We start from the raw sequence: 18,221 nt of genomic DNA, 5'->3' as shown, positions 1-18,221 counted from the left end.
ATCGGTTTGGGGATTCCGGCGCGACGCTGATCTGTAATTCGTGGGTCTCTGGCGATGAGCTGGAGGCGGCGATGGGTTGGCGTCGAGGTCAGGCTTATGGGCCGGAACTGCGCGGTCGGGTGCTGGCGGCCTGCGACGGCGGGGCGAGCGTGCGCGAGGTGGCGGAGCGGCTGATGGTCAGCCCGTTCTATGTCGTGAAGGTGCGCCAGCGCCGGGACAGGACCGGCGAGACGCAGGCGCGGCGGGGGACGGGGCGGCCGCCATCGAAGCTCGGGGCCCATCTTGAGCCGCTGCGCGAGCGTGTGGCCGCACAGCCTGATGCGACGCTGGGCGAGTTGCAGGGCTGGCTGCTCACCGAGCGCGGGGTGTCGGTTTCTCCGGTGACGGTCTGGCGGGCGCTGGCCGGGCTTGGGCTGACGCTGAAAAAATCGGTCCGAGCCGCCGAGCAGGACCGCCCGGACGTAGCCGCTGCCCGGGCTGCCTGGCGCGAGATGCAGCCCAGCCTCGATCCCGAGCGCCTGGTCTTCGTTGACGGTTCAAGGCGCCGCCTTGAACGGGCCAGCACGAACATGGCCCGTCGCATGGGGCGCAGGCCGCGCGGCGCGCGCGTGGTCCCTGCCGCCCCGCATGGTCACTGGAAGACCTGAACCGCGCCGGGTTTGCCGGAGGCTCCAACCGTTGAGAAGATGGAGCGATGGCGGTGGAGAAGACGGCGGCGAGTTACTCGCCCGAGGTTCGGGAGCGGTTGGTGCGTCTGGTGCTGGACGGCGCCGGAGAGCATGGCTCGCAATGGGCGGTGAACGGCTCGGTTGCCGATCTGCCGGGTTCTGCCGATCGCCCCGTCCACCTACCACGCCCATGCCGCGCGCCGCGCCGATCCTGCCCAGGGCCCGGCCAGGCCGCAGCGGGATGCGATGCGGCGGGCGGAGGTTCGGCGGGTCCATGCCGGGAACTTTGGCGTCTACGGGGTGCGGAAGGTCTGGCGCCGGCTCGGCCGCGAAGGCATGCCGGCGGCCCGCTGCGCGGTGGCGCGGCTGATGCGCGCGCTCGGCCTGCGCGGCGCGGTGCGCGGCAAGGAGGCCAGGACGACGGTGCCGAACAAGGCGGCGCCGTGCCCGGCCGACCGTGCGAACCGGCAGTTCCTGGCGCCACCGCCGAACCTGCTGTGGGTGTCGGACTTCACCTATGTCGCGACCTGGCAGGGGTTCGCCCATGTCGCCTTCGTCGTCGACACCTTCGCGCGGAGGATCGCCGGCTGGCGAGTGTCGCGGACCGCCCATGCCGGGCTTGTCCTCGATGCGCGTGAGCAGGCGCTGCACGACCGGCGACCTGTTCATGGCACAGGCCTCGTGCACCACGGCGATCGCGGGGTCCAATACGTGTCCATCCGCTACACCGATCGCCTGGCCGAAGCAGGGATCGAGCCCTCCGGCGGCAGCGTCGGCGACAGCTACGACAACGCGCTCGCCGAGAGCGTCATCGGCCTGTTCAAGACCGAGCTCATCCGTCGCCGCGGGCCATGGCGCAGCATCGAGGGCGCCGAGTTCGCCACCCTCGAATGGGTGGACTGGTTCAACAACCGTCGCCTCCCCGAGCCGATCGGCAGCATCCCTCCCGCCAAGGCCGAGGCGCGATACTATGCCGCACAGGAAGCCATTCCCCTCCAGCATGACTCACACCAAACAGCCTCCGGCAAACCCGGCGCGGTTCAGGGCTCGAGACCCGGGCGTCGGCGCCTGATTCGGCCTGCGCCGCAGGGCGCGGGACATCGCCGGACGGCTTGGCCGCGGCTCATGGCGAGCCGTTCACGCCCATTCGCACCGTTGGAGGCCGTGCTTCCAACCCTGGACACGGCTCCCGGCATCGGGCCGAGCCAGGCCTCGCCCGACTTCGCCCCGGCAGTGCGCCAGGCGGCTACCCTCCTCGCGCTCGATACCGCGCTGGCCGATGCGGCCTGTGACGCCGGCCACAATCGCCGTCTCTGCCGCGGAGGATGCGGAATGCGGCGTAGCGCCATCGCGCTCAGCTCGCGCAACGCCGGCCGGCGCTGGCCCAAGACGCCCCACAGGCGCGCCATGCGGCGGCCTCCCGCGCACGCTGTTCCAGTTGCGCCGGCATGCCGGGAGCGCTCGATGCCGCACACGTGGCGCCTCGGCTCGGCCCCCTGACCGCTTGCAGCGGTGCCGCGCAGGCGCGGGAGATCGTCCCGCGGATCCGCATCCACAGCCTGATGCTGCCGGGACGGTCGCTCAGTGCAGCCGCGGCGCCTTGAGGAAACGCCGCCGGTCGGAGGACTCGATCACCAGCTCGCGGCGCCGTCCGTCCCGCATCACCGCCAGCGGCACCCGCGCGCCGGCCACGCCGCAGCTCCAGACCGCGCGCCACAGCCCGCCCAGGTCCTCGATCCGGGCCTCGCCCACCGCCACCAGGCGGTCGCCCTGGCGCACGCCCGCCCGCTCCGACGGCCCGCCCGGCGCGACCGAGACCGCGACCACCCCCTCCTCGTCCTCCGTCGCGTAGAGGCCGAGCCAGGGCCGTGCCGGCCGGTTCACGCGGCCATAGGCGAGCAGGTCATCGAGGATCGGCCTCAGCCCGCTGACCGGAACCACCATGTTGAGGTCGAGCTTGCGCCCCTTCTGGTCGCGGCGCTGCAGGATCAGCGAGCCGATGCCGAGCAGCCTCCCGTCCTCGCCGATCAGCGCCGCGCCACCCCAGGAGGGGTGGGCGGGGGCGGTGTAGAAGGCGTCGTCCAGCGCGTACTCCCAGTAGCCGGCGAAGGGCTGGCGCGCCGCGATGACACAGGCGACGGTCCGCGCGCGCCCGCCGGCGGCGGCCAGCAGCGCCCGCTCTCCGGGCCTCACCCGGTCGGCGTCGCCGAGCTCCAGCGCCGCGATTCCCTCCAGGCGACCGAGCACCTGCACCAGGCCGAAGCCGCTCTCATGGTCGAAGGCGAGGGCGTGGCCCGGCACGACGCGCCCGCCGGCCGCGGTGAGCCACACGCTCTCCGCCTCCGCGACCAGGTAGCCGATGGTGAGAACGAGCCCGTCGGCGCGGATCAGCACGCCGTTGCCCTGCCGCTCGGTGCCGAGGCTGCGGGCGGTGAAGGCATCCTCCGGCACGAGCGACTTCAGCCCGACCACCGCCCCCAGAGCGCGGTCGAGCGGGAACGACCACTCCGCGGGGTCCGGCTGCAACTCGTCAGGGATTTCCCAGTCCTCGTCGCTACTCGCCATGCGCTCGTCCGTCGAAGGGAAGGGTGCGGGCGCCGGCCGGGCCCACAGCAGGATCAGCATATCGGCCCTGTGCCCTCCCCCGCCACCTCCGCCGGGCGCGGCGTGTCCCCAGGCCCGCTCCGGCACGGCCCGGCCGGCTCCCCGGCAAGGGCGCGCATCGAGCCGACGATCGCGGCAAGCGCGGCCGCGAGCGATCCGGGCGCTTCCGGCCAGCCGGGCACGGCGGGGCTCGGCGGCAGCAGGACAGCCAGGTCGTTGGCGAGCACCGGCGCGGCCTCGGCGCTGGCCGGCACGGCGAGGTCCACCAGCTTCGCCAGGGCGGCATTAGCGAAGGGGTCGCGGTCGGGCTCGACGAACCAGCCGGCGAGCGGGCCATGGAAGCGGCCGCGCAGCGGCGCCGCCCAGTCCGGGCCGTCATGCGCCCGCAGCACCCGAAGCACGATGTCGGCCTCCGGCGGCACCAGATCGGCGGCGTGGACCGCCTGCAACGTCACCCCCGCCGCCTCGAGGGTCGCCGAAGCGTGGGCCAGCGCGCGCGTCGCCGCGGGCGTGCGCGGCAGGCGCGGATCGAACAGCACCAGCCGCGTCGGGCCCGCGCCAGCCGGATCACCGAACGCCGCGCGCAGGCGCGCGACGATCGTCCTGTGCCGTTCCGGGGACGGAGCCGGGCGCATCCACCGGTCGCGGACCGTGAGCTGCTCCATCACGGAGGCGGTTCGGTTGCCGGTCTTCTGCCCCTGGCGCAGGCGGTAGAAGGCGATCGGCCAGTCCACGCGGCGCGGCCGCGCCCCATGCCGCGCGGCGGCAAGCCAGAAGGCGTAGTCGAACGCGTAGTGCAGCCCCTCATCCACCCGCCCGCCGAGAGCCTCGAGCAGGCGGCGGGTGAACAGCGCCTCGGGCTGGAGGAAGAAGGCGCCGTCCATCCAGCGCCCGAACACGTCGGAGAGCGCCTCCACGGTGAATTCGCCGGGCGCGAGGCGCGGCGCCTGCAGGGCCGTCGGGGCCCGGTCGCGGTGGACGATGCACGGCCCGTGGAGGATGTCGGCGGTCTCCGGCTCGGCGAGCCAGGCGGCGGCGGCGGCATGCAACGCGCCGGGGGCGAGCATGTCGTCCGCGTTCAGCCAGCCCACCAGCTCGCCCCGCACCCGGGCGAGGCCCTTGTTCAGGGCCTCCGCCTGGCCGTTGTCGGGCTCGACGATCACCGTGTCGATGGCGGCGCGGTGACGGGCGAGGATGGCGGGCGTGGCATCGGTCGAGCCGCCGTCCACGATGACATACTGCAGCCGCGGATAGCCCTGATGCAGGACGGAGAGGATGGCCTCCTCCAGCCACCGCCCGGCGTTGAGGGTCGGCGTGATGATGGTGACGAGCGGCCACTCGGCGGCCCCGGGCGGCAGCGGCGGCACGACGGTCGGATCCGGCGGCGCGTAGGGCCAGGGGATGCCGCCGGTGCGCGCAGCGACAGGCCAGGCGAGGCGGCGCATCCTCCCCTCCTCGGCGGTCCCGGCGACACCGGCGAAGGCCGCCACGGCCTCCTCCCTCCGCCCTGCCGCGGCGGCGGCGAAGCCGGCGTTCAGGCGGATCGCCGGGTCGTCGGGGGCGAGGCGCAGCGCGAGAGCGAAGCACAGGCCCGCGCGCGCCAGTCGGCCCGCCGCATGCAGCGCGAGGCCGCGCTGGGTCAGCGCAGCGCCGTCGAGGGGGAGCGGTTCCCCCCCGGTGAGCGCGGCGGCGGCCGCGGCGAGCCAGGGCGGTGGCGGGTCGGTGGCGTCCAGGACCTCGACCAGGGGCGCGGCGAGACGGTCGAGGAGATCGCCGCGATCCATGCTCTCCGCCAGCCGCGCGATCTCGGCGAGCAGCGCCGGCGGGAGGGTTGCGGCGAGGTCCGCGGCGGCGCTGGCGATTGCCTCGAGCAGAACCAGGTCCGGAGCGTCGTTGAGGCTGCGTCTGAACGCGTCGAGGCCGGCCTCGACGAAGCGCCGTCGCAGCCCCGGGCGGCCGCGCGCCGCGGGGCCGTGCAGCACGGCGATTGCTGCCGCGCCGGCGCCGCGCGCGAGCAGTGCGTCGAGGGTGTAGGCGATCGCGGCGTCCCCTTCCCCGTCCTCCGAAGGCGCCCAGGATCGCAGCGCCGCCACCGCCTCGGCAGGATCGCCGAAGCGGGCGGCGAGCATCGCGGCGCGCAACCGAAGGCCGGGATCGGCCGGAGCGCGGGCACGCCCGGCCGCGAGAAGGATCTCGGCAGCGGTCGGGTCGCCCGCCAGCAGGCGCGCCTCGGCCGCGACGGCGAGCAGCGGCGCCGGCGGGTGGCGCAGCGCGGCGACGCGCGCCGGGTCGAGCTGGGCGAGGGCGAGCAGAAGCCGCCGCGCCGGCGCATCGTCCGGTTCCTCGGCGAGGAGGGTGACGAGCGCCCGCTCCGCGCTCGCCCAGTCGGCATCGGAGGTCAGGAAGGGCGCGAGACCGGCCGCGGGCGGCGGCGGCGTCGCGCGGGCGAAGGCCAGGAAGATCGCGTGGCGCCGCGCGCCGTCGCCCGGCGGCCTCCCGCCTCCGGTGGGGTTCGGCGAGGGCGGGCATGCGGGTGCTGGAGCCTCCGGAGACATCGCGTGCCCTCTCTAGAGCCGATCGCGGACGGCCGGGAACAGCCGGGAGCGTGAACCGGCTCGGCAAACGACAAGCAGGAGCCGTCGCAACGAGCACAGCCGAGCGAAAACGGCTCTGGCGCAGGTCGCGCCGCCGTGCGCGCCGGCACGGGACGCCCACCTTCATTCGCGCAATTCCAGTCCGCTACGTGGCGGCCTTCATGCGCATGCGGTCCGACATCAGCATGCCGAGGCAACCGTCACCGTCGCCTGGAACAGACGCCGGAGCGGTGCGTGCGCGATGTGCCGGATCAGGTCGCGCCCGCATGGCCTTGATCCTTCGCGGACGGGCCGAGACGGGCTTCGCACGCCGCCGCGGGCTCAGGCGCGGTGGCGCACATTCCCGCTCCGTTCCGGAATGCCGGTCTGCTCGAAGCAGACGCGGGCGAGGGCCGCGACCCCCTCGCGGATCTCCTCCTTCGACGGCAGCGCGAAGCAGAGGCGGAGCTGCGAGCGCGCGCTCGCCGGGTCGCACGCCCATTCGGGGCCGGGGTTGAAGGCGATGCCCCGCTCGGCCGCGGGCTGGATGAGCTTCGTCACGTCCACCGCCTCGGGCAGCCGGAGCCAGAGGAAGATCCCGCCCTTCGGCGTCCAGCATTCGGCCGCGCTGCCGAACTCGCGCGCCACGGCGTCGAGCATGGTGGCGAGCTTGTCCTCCAGCACGGCGCGCAGCCCCGCGACGTGGCTGTCGAAGTGGCGCGAGAAGTACTCGGCGACGAGCATCTGCTCCAGCGCCCCGGTGCCGGCATCGGTCTTCAGCGCGACGAGCCGCGAGAGCACGGGCCAGGGCGCGACGGCGTAGGCGACGCGCAGCGCCGGCGCGAGCGTCTTGGAGAAGGAGCCGATGTGGATCACCTGCTCCGGGTCGAGGGCGTAGAGCGCGGGCGGCGCCTCGGTGCCGGCCCACACCAGGTCGGCGTAGCACTCGTCCTCGAAGATCGGCACGCCATGTGCCCGGGCCAGGGCGATGAGCCGCCTCCGGCGCTCGAGCGGCAGGATCGAGCCGGTCGGGTTCTGGATGGTGGGGATGGTGTAGAGGAACTTCGGCGTCACCCCCCTCGCCTTCAGGTCGCCGAGGATGCGCTCCAGCGCGTCCATGCGCATCCCGTCGGCGTCGAGCGGCACCGGGACGATCCTCGCCCCGCGTTTGCGCGCCCGGGTGATCGTGCCGTTGTAGGACAGCTCCTCGATCAGGACCGTGTCGCCGGGCTCGATCAGCAGGTCCATGACCAGGTCGAGGCCCTGGAGCGAGCCGGAGGTGATCAGCACGTCCTCGCGCGTGCAGTTCGTGATGCCGCGGTGGCGCGCAAGCTTGTCGGCCACCACCTCGCGCAGCCCCGCATGGCCGAGCGGGCCGTGGCCGAGGTTGTAGAGGGCGAGGCTCGGCGCCTCGCGGCGCAGCACGGCGGCGGCGGCCTCGGCCAGCGCCTCGGTCGGGACGCGCGTCGGGTCGTTGTGGCCGCCGATGAAGTTGTACTTCGGGAAGCCGGCCCAGCGCGGCGCCGGCTCGGGCGTATCCCTGCGGAAGAGGCGGGCGTAGTCGGGTCCTGGGCTGGTCATGCGTGGCGTGGTCCTTGGACGTCTCCGGCGGATTCGAGACAGGCTCGCCCGCGCCGACGGGCCGGGAGCCCGGCGCACCGCGCCGGCGGAGGCGCGCCGCCTGCCGGACCGGATGCCGACCGTCGCGGCCCCGACCCCGCACTCTGCCGGCCCGCGGGGACGCCGACAACCCTCGGCGGAGGCCCCCTCCGGCGCGCGCCTCGGCTATGCTGCGGGCGGCACCGGCCGCCGCCAGAGCGCCATGCCGAGGGAGGGCCCCATGATCTTCCGCCAGCTCTTCGACCCGGTCTCGTGCACCTACACCTATCTGCTCGCGAGCCGCCGCGGCGGCGAGGCGCTGATCATCGACCCGGTGCTCGAGCGGGTGGACCGCTACCTCCAGCTCATCGAGGAGCTGGACCTCAGGCTGGTCAAGGCGGTGGACACCCATCTCCACGCGGATCACATCACCGGGCTCGGCGCGCTGCGCGACCGCACGCGCTGCATCACGGTGATGGGCGAGCAGAGCGGCGTGGATGTCGTCTCCATGCGCGTGCGCGACGGCGAGAGGCTGGAGATCGAGGGGATGACGCTCGGCGTGGTCTACACGCCCGGGCACACGGACGATTCCTACTGCTTCACCCTGCCCGACCGGGTCTTCACCGGCGACACGCTGCTGATCCGGGGCACGGGACGCACCGACTTCCAGAACGGCGACCCGCGCGCACAGTACGACTCGATCTTCAACCGCCTTCTCAGGCTGCCGGACGAGACGCTCGTCTATCCCGCGCACGACTACAAGGGCGACACGGTCAGCACCATCGGCGAGGAGCGGGCGCACAACCCGCGCCTGCAGGTCCGCTCGGTGGAGGAGTACGTGGACCTCATGAACGGCCTGAAGCTCGCCAACCCGAAGATGATGGACGTGGCGGTGCCGGCGAACATGCGCCAGGGCCTCGACCAGGAGGAGGTGGCGCGGCGCGGCTGGGCGGTGGGCGCGGAGGAGGCGATGGCGCTGCTCGGCCGCCGCGACGCCGTGCTGGTGGATCTGCGCGAGCGCGGCGAGCGCGAGCGGCACGGCGCGATCCCCGGCGCGCTGCACGTGTCCTATCAGGACCTGCAGGAGAGCATCCGCCCCGGCGGCGTGCTCCACGAGCTCGCCTCGGCGACCGGCAGGCGCCTGGTGTTCTACTGCGCCTTCGGCGAGCGCTCGGCGATGGCGGTGCAGGCGGCGCAGGATGCGGGCCTTGCCGCCGCCGCGCATCTGCAGGGCGGCATCGCGGCCTGGAAGAAGGCGGGCGGGCCGCTGGCCTGACCCCGCTCCCGCCAGGACCGTCCGTGATCGGTCCTAGGCGCGCGGCGCGGCGCGGCGCTCCGCCGCCTGCCGCGGCAGGAAGATGGTGAGCAGCCCGAGCAGCGGCAGGAAGGCGCAGATCCGATAGACCGCGGCGATGCTCGTCCAGTCCGCGAGCTGGCCGAGCGCGGCCGCGCCGAGGCCGCCGAGCCCGAAGGAGAAGCCGAAAAACATCCCCGCCACCAGCCCGACTCGGCCGGGCAGCAGCTCCATCGCATAGACCAGGATGGCCGAGAAGGCGGAGGCCATCATGAAGCCGACCAGCACCGACAGCACGCCGGTCCAGACCAGGCCGACATGCGGCAGCAGCAGGGTGAAGGGCAGCGGCCCGAGGATCGAGAACCAGATCACCGGGATGCGCCCCACCCGGTCGCCCACCGCACCCCCGGCCAGCGTGCCGGCGACCAGGGCGGCGAGGAAGACGAACAGGTGCAGCTGGGCAACCTGCACCGAGACGCCGAACTGGTCGATCAGGTAGAGGGTGAAGTAGGAGGTCAGGCTGGCGGTGTAGACGTTCTTGGAGAACAGCAGCACCACCAGGATGGCGAAGGCCATCGCCACCTTGCCGGCCGGCAGCGGCGCCGCTGCGACCGCCGCGCCGGCATCGCTGCCCGCCCGGGCGGCCGGGCGCGGCGATGCCGGGCGGCTGCGCGCGTACCAGCCGCCGACCCGGACGAGCACCAGCATGGCGAGCAGCGCGGCGGCTGAGAACCACATGATGCTCGCCTGCCCGCCCGGCACCACGATGAAGGCCGCGAGCAGCGGGCCGACCGCCGAGCCGGTGTTGCCGCCCACCTGGAACAGCGACTGCGCCAGCCCGTACCGGCCGCCCGAGGCCAGGCGCGCGACGCGCGACGCCTCCGGGTGGAACACTGCCGAGCCGATGCCGATCAGCGCCGCGGCGAGCAGGATCAGGGGGTAGGATCCCGCCGCGGCCAGCAGCAGCAGGCCGACCAGGGTCGAGCCCATGCCGGCCGCCAGCGAATAGGGCATCGGCCGGCGGTCAGTGGCGATGCCAACCAGCGGCTGCAGCATCGCGGCGGTGAACTGGAAGGCCAGGGTGATCAGCCCGATCTGCGCGAAGTCGAGCGCGTAGGCGGCCTTCAGGATCGGATAGATCGCCGGCACCAGCGACTGCATCATGTCGTTCAGCAGGTGGCAGAAGCTGAGCGAGAGGATGATCGCGAAGCTGGCGCCGGCCGGCGAGGCGGGGCCGCCGCGCGTCCCGGTGTCGGTGAGGTTCGGCGTGTCGCGCACGGGCCGAGTCGCTTTCCCGGAAAACCCTGTCCAGCCTAGCGCGGATCGGCCGGAGCTGCGCCAGACCGGCCATCGTCCCGACGCGGGGCATCCATGCCGCATGCGGCGATCTGCCGCCGCCGGCGCTTGCCGTGCCCCTCGCCCCTGTTAGGCTCGATCCGCCCGCACACAGGAGGAAGCGACCGATGGCGAAGGGCGAGCTCTACCGGATGGGCCGCGAGGTCCGCCGCCAGCTCATGGGCGACGCGTTCGTCGAGCGGATGAACAGCTCGGTCTACGACGACCCGATCATGGAGGGATTCTCCGAATACGCCGCCGAGGCGGTGTTCGGGATGCTGTGGACGCGGCCCGGGCTCGACATGAAGACCCGCGCCCTGATCTGCGTCGTCTCGGACACGGCGACCGGGGCCTGGCCGGAGCTCGCCCTCCATCTGCGCATGGCGCGGCGGCAGGGCTGGACGGAGGAGGAGCTGGCGGAGGCCCTGCTGCACCTCTCGGGCTATATCGGCCTGCCCCCGGTGCGCGAGGCGCTGATCGTGGCGAAGCAGGTGTTCGCCGAGATGCGCGCCGAGGAGAAGGCGTAGCCGCGCTGCCCGGTCAGTCGCCGCGGATCGGCGGGGCGCCGCGCTCGGCGCGCACGTCGTTGATGATCTGCAGGACGCGCCGGCGGAACGGCGCGTACTGCACGCCGAACTCCTCGACCAGGCGGGAATTGTCGATCAGGTAGTTGCCCGAGCGCTCGCGCCCGCCGGTGTCCTGCTCGAACTGGATGCGGGCCTCCGGCAGGAAGCCGCGGACCATCTCGGCCAGTTCGCCGAGGCTGATCGTCGTGCCGCCGGAGTTGTAGATCCGGTGGCGCGGCTTCTCCACGGCCGAGACGCGGGCGAAGACCTCGGCGATGTCGTCCACGTGGATCGGGATGCGCATCGCGTCGCGGTAGGGGAAGGTGACCGGGTTGCCGCGCGCCGGCTCGGTGATGCAGTGGACGTGGTCCACCGAGCCGAACAGCTTGTCGGGCCCGGTGACGTTGGCCGGGCGGATGCCGGTGATGGTCATGCCGTACTTCTCGGCGTAGTCGCGCGCCTGGAACTCGTTGAAGATCTTGTTCACGGCGTACTGGCTGTCGCCATAGCAGCGGTCCTCCTCGGTGACAGCGCGCTCGCCGAAGTGGCGCTGCGGGCCGCTGACCGCGAGCGAGCTGGCGTAGATCGTGTGCGGCACGCCGCAGAGGCGCGCCGCCTCGAAGCAATTGTCCATGCCGAGAACGTTGAGCTTCGTCGCCACGCGCGGGGGGAGATCGCTGCCGATGTGGTAGGCGAGGTTGATCAGGCGGTCCGGCTTCGCCTCCGACACCACCGTCATCACCTCGTCGAACTGGGTGACGTCGCCGCGCAGAACGCGCACGCGCTCGCCGAGCACCGCGAAGGCGGCGCCGGCGGCCGGGTTGATGTCCATGCAGGTGACGCTGTCGCCGCGCGCGGCGAGGAGCGGGATCAGGCGCCGGCCGATGAAGCCGGTGCCGCCGATGACGACGATGCGCATGGGGGGTCCCTCCCGTTCCGACGCGGCGCGACGCGAAGCGAGGATGGCACGTGCCCGCGGCGGCTGTCACCGGCCCGCGCCGGGGAGGGACGCGGCGGAGGCCGCGGCCGCGCCGGCGCTCAGGCCGGGACCACCCGCCCCTCGCGCAGCGTCACGATCCGGTCCATCCGCCGCGCCAGGTCCGGGTTGTGCGTCGCGACCAGGGCGGCGGCGCCGTGGCGACGCACCGCGTCGAGCAGCTCCGCGAAGACGCGGTCGGAGGTGGCGACGTCGAGGTTGCCGGTCGGCTCGTCGGCCAGCAGCACGCGCGGCGCGTTGGCCAGGGCGCGGGCGATGGCGACGCGCTGCTGCTCGCCGCCGGAGAGCCGGCCGGGGCGGTGGTGCTCGCGCCCGTGCAGGCCGAAGGCCTCCAGCAGGGCGCGCGCCCGCTCCCGCGCCGCGGCGCGGGAGGCGCCGGCGGCGAGCTGCGGGAGGACGACGTTCTCCTCCGCCGTGAACTCCGGCAGCAGGTGGTGGAACTGGTAGACGAAGCCGATGGTGGAGCGGCGGATCGCGGTGCGGGCGTCGTCCGGCAGGCGGCCGGCCGCCTGGCCCTCGACGAAGACCTCCCCGCCATCGGGCCGCTCCAGCAGGCCGGCGAGGTGGAGCAGCGTGGACTTCCCGGTGCCCGAGGGGGCGACGAGGGCGACGATCTCGCCCGCCTGCAGGACCAGGTCGGCGCCCGTCAGCACCGGCAGCTCGCCCGCCTCGGTGCGGTAGCGGCGCTCGACGGCCTCGAGGCGCAGCGGCGGGGCGGCGTCACTCACTGCGCAGCGCCTCGACCGGATCGAGCCGCGCCGCCCGCCAGGCGGGATAGACCGAGGCGAGCAGGCTGAGCGTCAGGCTCATGGCGGTGACCTGCGCCACCTCGCCGGGATCGGTGATCGCGGGCAGGCGGGAGAGGAAGTAGACCGTGGGATCGAAGATCACCGTCCCCAGGACCCATTGCAGGAACTGGCGGATGTTCTCGATGTAGGCGCAGAACACCAGGCCGAGCGCGACCCCCGCCACCGTCCCGATCACGCCGATCGCCGCCCCGGTCATGAGGAAGACGCGCATCACCGCGCCCTGGGTGGCGCCGACGGTGCGCAGCACGGCGATGTCCTTCCGCTTGTCCTTCACCAGCATCACCTGGGTGGTGACGATGTTGAAGGCGGCGACCAGGATGATGAGCGAGAGGATGATGAACATCACGTTCCGCTCGACCTGCACCGCCTGGAAGAAGGCGTTGTTCGCCTCCTGCCAGGAGACGACGCGCACCCGCGGCCCGTCGGCGAGGGCGCGCAGGATGGCGCGCTGCACCTCGCGCACGCGATCGGGATCCTGGACGAAGACCTCGATCTGCGTCGCGGCGCCGGGGACCTGGAAGAAGAGCTGCGCCGCCTCGAGCGGGAGGTAGACGAAGCTCGAGTCGTACTCGTGCATCCCGGTGTTGAACAGCGCCACCACCTCGTAGGAGCGCACGCGCGGCACGGTGCCCATCACGGTCGTCCGGCCCTGGGGCGAGACCAGGGTGATGCGGTCGCCCACCATCACGCGCATGCGCTGCGCCAGGCCGGTGCCGATGACGATCGCGTCCTCGCCGCGGAAGGCGCCGAGGTCGCCGGCGCGGATGTTGTCGGCGATGATCCGCTTCGCGCGCAGGTCGTCGGGGCGGATGCCGCGGGCGAGGCCGCCCGCGGCGCCGCCGAACTCCGAGGTCACGAGCGCCTGTCCCTCGACCACCGGATTCGCCGCGACGACGCCGGGGACGCCGCGGATGCGGCCGGCCACCGCGTCGAAGTCGCGCATCGCCCCCTCCGCGGCGAACACGCCGAGGTGCCCGTTGAGGCCGAGGATGCGGCCGAGCAGCTCCTGGCGGAAGCCGTTCATCACGCTCATGACGATGATGAGCGTGGCGACGCCGAGGGCGATGCCGATCAGGCTGAACCAGGCGTTGAAGGAGACGAAGCGCTCGCCCGTGCGCGCGCTCAGGTAGCGCGCGGCGACGCTGCGCTCGAAGGGGCCGAACATCGCCGGGCGGGAGGCGCGGGGGGCGCGGTCCTGGCGCATCCTAGCCGCGGATCTTCGCCACCGCGTCCTCGAGCGAGACCTCCTGCCGCTCGCCGGTGGCGCGCCGCTTCAGCTCGACGCGGCCGCTGGCCGCGCCGCGCGGGCCGACGATCGCCTGCCAGGGGAAGCCCATCAGGTCGGCGTCGGCGAACTTCACGCCGGCGCGCTCGTCGCGGTCGTCGTACACCGCCTCGCCGCCGAGCGCGGCGTAGAGCCGCTCGCACAGCGCGTCGCAGGCGGCGTCGCCGCGCTTGAGGTTGAGGATCGCCGCCGGCCAGGGCGCGACCGGATCGGGCCACTTGATCCCGGCCTCGTCGTGGTTGGCCTCGATGATCGCGCCGACCAGGCGCGAGACGCCGATGCCGTAGCTGCCCATCTCCGGCGCGACCGGCCTGCCGTCCGGGCCGGCGAGGGCGAGGCCCATGGCGGCGCTGTACTTGGTGCCGAAGTAGAAGATGTGGCCGACCTCGATCCCCCTGCCCTCGCGCCGGCGCTCCGTCGGCACCTTCTCCCACGCCGCGGGGTCGTGCTTCTCGTCGGTCGCCGCGTACATCGAGGTGAGCAGCGCCGCGAAGCGGGCGAGGTCCTCGGGATCGTCGTAGTCGTAGTCCGAGTGCTCCCAGTCGAGCGTCTCGAAGCCGGCGTCGTAGAAGACCGCGCTCTCCCCGGTCTCGGCGAGGATGATGAACTCGTGGCTGAGGTCGCCGCCGATCGGGCCGGTCTCGGCCGCCATCGGCACCGCCTTGAGGCCCATGCGTTGGAAGGTGCGCATGTAGGCGAGCATCATCGCCCGGTAGCTGCGGATCGCCCCTTCCTTGTCGAGGTCGAAGGAGTAGGCGTCCTTCATCAGGAACTCGCGCCCGCGCATCACCCCGAAGCGCGGCCGCACCTCGTCGCGGAACTTCCACTGGATGTGGTAGAGGATGCGCGGCAGGTCGCGGTAGCTCCTGGCGTAGGCCTTGAAGATGTCGGTCACCATCTCCTCGTTGGTCGGCCCGTAGAGCATCTCGCGGTCGTGGCGGTCGCGGATACGCAGCATCTCCTTGCCGTAGTCGTCGTAGCGCCCGCTCTCGCGCCACAGCTCGGCCGGCTGGATGGTGGGCATCAGCATCTCCTGCGCCCCGGCGCGGTCCTGCTCCTCGCGCACGATCTGCTCGATGCGGCGCAACGCGCGCAGGCCGAGGGGGAGCCAGGCGTAGATGCCGGCGCTGGTCTGGCGGACCAGGCCGGCGCGCAGCATCAGGCGGTGCGAGGCGATCTGGGCCTCGGCGGGGGTCTCTTTCAGCGTCGGCAGGAAGGCGCGGGAGAGGCGCACGGCGGCGGGATCCTCAGGAACGAAAAGGCGCGCGAAGGTAGGGGCAGCGGCGCGACAGGGCTAGAGCGCAGGCCGTCGCCGCGGGCGGCCGGTCGGCCTCCGCATGCTGCGTTGCAGCAATTCCTTTGCCTAAGGCGGCGAACCGGCGCAATTCCCGGCAAGAATCGCATCCCTTCCCGAAAAAACCGCTTGGCGTCGGCAAGCCGGCCCGTTAATAAAAAATGGGCCGTTTCCCGGGGAAACGGCCCGAGTTTAGGGAGGAAACGCCAGTCACACGGCAGGAAGGGCCACCGCCCTTCCCGTTGGTGATGATGGCGCCGTCTGGGGACGCGTCTCAAGCCCGACGGATGCCCGCAAGGGGCAGAAAAGTAGCGTCCGGGACAGAGCTTGCCCAGATTCGCGGCGAGATCTGCCCGGATTGCTAATTTCGGCCTAGTTTTCAGGCAGAGCGAGCCAGCCGCTGCGGAAGCTGATCCAGTCGCTCTCGACCAACCCGTAGACCGCAAGCCAGATCGCCGCCGAGACGACCGTCGTCGCCACCAGCTTGCGCCCGAGATGCGGCTGCCGCGGCGCGCCGCGCCAGCCGCCCGCCTCGGGATCGCCGTCCGGCTCCGGGCGCGTGCCGAAGGGCAGAACGGCGAACAGCGCGGTCCACCAGATCAGCAGATAGACGACGATCCCGGTGAACCAGGTCACGAAGTCCTCCTCCTCTCCCGCCAAGGCGGAGCGGCCCCGGGTTTCCCGGGACGCACGCGCCGGTGCGGCCGCCTCCACGGGCTCAGACCCGGAGCAGATGCACCTCGACGCTCGGGCGCTTGCGCAGGCGCCGGCCCACGGCCTTGCGCAGCGCGCTCCGCGCCGCCTCGCGCAGGGCGTCGTCCTCGCGCCGCAGCGGTCCGGGCAGCTCGCCGACCGCGCGTGCCAGGTCGGCCGCGATCCGCGCCGGCTCGTCGTCGCCGGATTCGAACAGGCCCGGCGCCGACACCAGCGGCGTGCCGACCACCCGACCGGCCCCGTCCACCGCGAGCGAGGCCATCACCACGCCGTTGAACAGCATGCGCTTGCGCGCGGCCAGCACGCCGCCGGCGAGCGGCAGGAGCCGTTCGCCGTCGAGGGCAAAGCGGCCGGTCGGCACGCCCTCCACCACCTCCGGCCGGCCGGGGGCGAGGCGCAGCACGTCCCCGTCCTCGACCAGGAAGGGGGTGGCGCCGCAGTCGCGGGCAAGGGCCGCGTGCTCGGAAAGGTGGCGCCACTCCCCGTGCACCGGGACCGCGTAGCGCGGCTTCACCAGGGCGTAGAGCCGCTTCAGCTCGTCCCGCGCCGGATGGCCGGAGACATGGACCATGTGGTCGTCCGCCGTCATCACCCGGCAGCCGCGGCGCGCCAGCTCGTCCTGGACCCGCAGGATCGCCCGCTCGTTGCCCGGGATCATGCGCGACGAGAAGATCACCGTGTCCCCCTCGCCCAGCGCGATGTGGGGGTGGCTGTCGGCGGCGATCCGGGCGAGCGCCGAGCGCGGCTCGCCCTGGCTGCCGGTGCAGAGCAGAAGTAGGGAATCGTCGGGCAGGTAGCCCGCCTCCTCCTCCGGCACGAAGGGCGGGATGCCGCGCAGGTAGCCGCATTCCCGCGCCGCGGCCTCGACGTTGCGCAGGGAGCGGCCGAACAGGGCGACCTGTCGCCCCGCAGCCTGGGCCGCCAGCGCCACGCTCTCCATGCGGGCGACGTTGGTGGCGAAGCAGGTGACGGCGACCCGGCCCTTCAGGCCGCGGATGATGGCGGCGAGGTTGCGTCGCACCTCGGCCTCGCTGCCGGAATGGCCCTCGACCATCGCGTTGGTCGAATCGCAGACCATCGCGAGGACGCCGCGCGCGCCGAGGCGGGCGAAGGCGGCCTCGTCGGTCGGCGGCCCGACCAGCGGGTCGGGATCCAGCTTCCAGTCGCCGGTGTGCAGCACCGTCCCATAGCGGGTGTGCAGCGCGAGAGCCTGCGCCTCCGGGGTGGAATGGGCGACCCGGACGAACTCCATCTCGAAGGGCGGAAGGGAGAGCGTGCCGCCGAGCGGCAGGGTGGTCAGCGGCACCTGTCCGGACAGCCCGACCTCGGCCAGCTTCCGGCGCAGCACCGCCAAGGTGAAAGGGCCGGCGAAGACGGGGCAGCGCAGCATCGGCCACAGATGGGCCACGGCGCCGACATGGTCCTCGTGCGCATGGGTCACGACCAGGCCGAGCAGGCGGTCGCGCCGCTCGGCCAGCCAGGTCGCGTCCGGCACCATCACCTCGACCTCCGGGTTCTCCGGTCCGCCGAAGCCGATGCCGCAGTCCACGGCGAGCAGCCGGCCGTCGCAGCGGTAGACGTTGAGGTTGAGGCCGATCTCGCCGGTCCCGCCGAGGGGGATGAAGGCCAGGTCGCCGGAGGATGAACCGGGCGGAGGTGCGTCCATGTCCGATGGGGTTACGCGTGATCGCGATGCGCGGTTCTCTGCAAGATGGGGGTGGGGTTGCGGTCCGCCAACAGCCGCAGCCCTTCGAGGGTGATATCGGGATCGGTCCGCTCGATCACCAGCGTGCCCTCGGCGAAGAGCGGGGCCAGCCCGCCGGTCGCGATCACCTTCATCGGCCGGCCGAACTCGGCGCGGATGCGCGAGACGAGCCCCTCGATCAGCCCGACATAGCCCCAGTAGATGCCGCTCTGCATGGCCGGGACCGTGGCGCGCCCGATCGCCGCCTGGGGCCGGCCGATGCCGATCCGCGGCAGCCGCGCCGCCGCCTGGTGCAGCGCCTCGATCGAGAGGTTGATGCCGGGGGCGATGGCGCCGCCGAGGTAGCTGCCGTCCTCGTCCACCACGTCGAAGGTGGTGGCGGTGCCGAAATCGATGACGATCAGGGGGCCGCGGTAGCGGTGGTGGGAGGCGAGCGCGTTGAGCAGGCGGTCGGCGCCGACCTCCTCGGGGTTGAGGACCTTGATGGCGAAGCCCCAGTCCAGATGGGCGCGCGCCACCAGGGGCTCGCACTGGAACCATTCGCGGGCCAGCCGGCGGAGGTTGTAGAGCGCGGCCGGGACCACGGTGCCGATCACGCAGCGCCGGATGTCGGCGGGCTTCAGCCCGGAATGCTGCAGCAGGGCGAGAAGCCAGACGGCGTACTCGTCGCTGGTCCGGTCGGCCCGCGTGGCGACGCGCCAGCGGCCGCGCCAGTCCCGCCCGTCATGCACCGCGAAGACGACGTTGGTGTTGCCCGCATCAACCGCCAGCAGCATAG

14 protein-coding genes and 1 pseudogene are annotated in these 18,221 nt (G+C 72.9%); 4 read left to right on the top strand and 11 right to left on the bottom strand.

The features are described 5' to 3' along the window. The first annotated feature begins 71 nt into the window (after positions 1-71). A complete protein-coding gene (locus IEX99_RS06455) occupies positions 72-647 on the top strand; it encodes a transposase (RefSeq protein WP_188899191.1) in 576 nt (191 codons plus the stop codon). A gap of 47 nt (positions 648-694) precedes the next feature. Continuing rightward, a pseudogene (locus IEX99_RS06450) lies at positions 695-1,643 on the top strand (IS3 family transposase); the annotation flags it as partial. A gap of 606 nt (positions 1,644-2,249) precedes the next feature. Here the strand turns inward: IEX99_RS06450 and IEX99_RS06445 are convergent. The 3 genes from IEX99_RS06445 to IEX99_RS06435 all read right to left on the bottom strand — a co-directional run bounded on the left by IEX99_RS06445 (position 2,250) and on the right by IEX99_RS06435 (position 7,426). After that, positions 2,250-3,233 carry a S1C family serine protease gene (locus IEX99_RS06445; RefSeq protein ID WP_188899190.1) on the bottom strand — a complete coding sequence of 328 codons (984 nt, stop codon included), beginning with the start codon at positions 3,231-3,233 and terminating at the stop codon, positions 2,250-2,252. A 53-nt stretch (positions 3,234-3,286) separates the two neighbouring features. Continuing rightward, positions 3,287-5,827 (bottom strand): glycosyltransferase, encoded by a 2,541-nt coding sequence (locus IEX99_RS06440; protein WP_188899189.1) that lies wholly within the window; start codon positions 5,825-5,827, stop codon positions 3,287-3,289. Between the two features lie 360 nt (positions 5,828-6,187). After that, positions 6,188-7,426 (bottom strand): aminotransferase-like domain-containing protein, encoded by a 1,239-nt coding sequence (locus IEX99_RS06435; protein WP_188899188.1) that lies wholly within the window; start codon positions 7,424-7,426, stop codon positions 6,188-6,190. Positions 7,427-7,685: 259 nt separating this feature from the next. On the opposite strand from IEX99_RS06435, the gene IEX99_RS06430 reads away from it, so the two are divergent. Beyond that, entirely contained in the window at positions 7,686-8,720 is a 1,035-nt protein-coding gene (locus IEX99_RS06430) for an MBL fold metallo-hydrolase (protein ID WP_188899187.1), read from the top strand. A gap of 33 nt (positions 8,721-8,753) precedes the next feature. On the opposite strand, the gene IEX99_RS06425 is transcribed toward IEX99_RS06430, so the two are convergent. Beyond that, entirely contained in the window at positions 8,754-10,016 is a 1,263-nt protein-coding gene (locus IEX99_RS06425) for an MFS transporter (protein WP_308421473.1), read from the bottom strand. Between the two features lie 185 nt (positions 10,017-10,201). Between IEX99_RS06425 and IEX99_RS06420 the strand changes: the two genes are divergently transcribed. Next, positions 10,202-10,600 (top strand): carboxymuconolactone decarboxylase family protein, encoded by a 399-nt coding sequence (locus IEX99_RS06420; RefSeq protein WP_188899185.1) that lies wholly within the window; start codon positions 10,202-10,204, stop codon positions 10,598-10,600. A gap of 13 nt (positions 10,601-10,613) precedes the next feature. On the opposite strand, the gene IEX99_RS06415 is transcribed toward IEX99_RS06420, so the two are convergent. From IEX99_RS06415 to IEX99_RS06385, 7 genes are all read right to left on the bottom strand, one after another. After that, positions 10,614-11,558 (bottom strand): NAD-dependent epimerase/dehydratase family protein, encoded by a 945-nt coding sequence (locus tag IEX99_RS06415; protein WP_188899184.1) that lies wholly within the window; start codon positions 11,556-11,558, stop codon positions 10,614-10,616. Positions 11,559-11,677: 119 nt separating this feature from the next. Next, positions 11,678-12,364: an ABC transporter ATP-binding protein gene (locus IEX99_RS06410; protein WP_188899183.1), complete on the bottom strand. Its 687-nt coding sequence runs from the start codon at positions 12,362-12,364 to the stop codon at positions 11,678-11,680. Then, positions 12,357-13,610, bottom strand: a complete 1,254-nt coding sequence (locus IEX99_RS06405) for a lipoprotein-releasing ABC transporter permease subunit (protein WP_188899375.1) — start codon at positions 13,608-13,610, stop codon at positions 12,357-12,359. The genes IEX99_RS06410 and IEX99_RS06405 overlap by 8 nt, the downstream gene beginning before the upstream one ends. Before the next feature lie 40 nt (positions 13,611-13,650). Next, entirely contained in the window at positions 13,651-14,964 is a 1,314-nt protein-coding gene (proS, locus tag IEX99_RS06400) for a proline--tRNA ligase (protein WP_188899182.1), read from the bottom strand. Between the two features lie 432 nt (positions 14,965-15,396). Next, the gene (locus tag IEX99_RS06395; RefSeq protein ID WP_188899181.1) at positions 15,397-15,660 is read right to left on the bottom strand and encodes a DUF1467 family protein; all 264 of its coding nucleotides are present in this window, start codon (positions 15,658-15,660) and stop codon (positions 15,397-15,399) included. An 82-nt stretch (positions 15,661-15,742) separates the two neighbouring features. Continuing rightward, on the bottom strand, positions 15,743-17,404 hold the full coding sequence (locus IEX99_RS06390; protein ID WP_188899180.1) for a ribonuclease J: 1,662 nt from the start codon (positions 17,402-17,404) through the stop codon (positions 15,743-15,745). An 11-nt stretch (positions 17,405-17,415) separates the two neighbouring features. Next, entirely contained in the window at positions 17,416-18,219 is an 804-nt protein-coding gene (locus tag IEX99_RS06385) for a type III pantothenate kinase (RefSeq protein WP_188899179.1), read from the bottom strand. Between the last annotated feature and the right edge of the window lie 2 nt (positions 18,220-18,221).

Origin of the sequence: Caldovatus sediminis, assembly GCF_014644455.1 — a bacterium.
Taxonomy (GTDB): domain Bacteria; phylum Pseudomonadota; class Alphaproteobacteria; order Acetobacterales; family Acetobacteraceae; genus Caldovatus; species Caldovatus sediminis.
The sequence above is the reverse complement of the archived record's forward strand: the minus strand, read 5'-3'. Positions and strand labels throughout refer to the sequence as shown.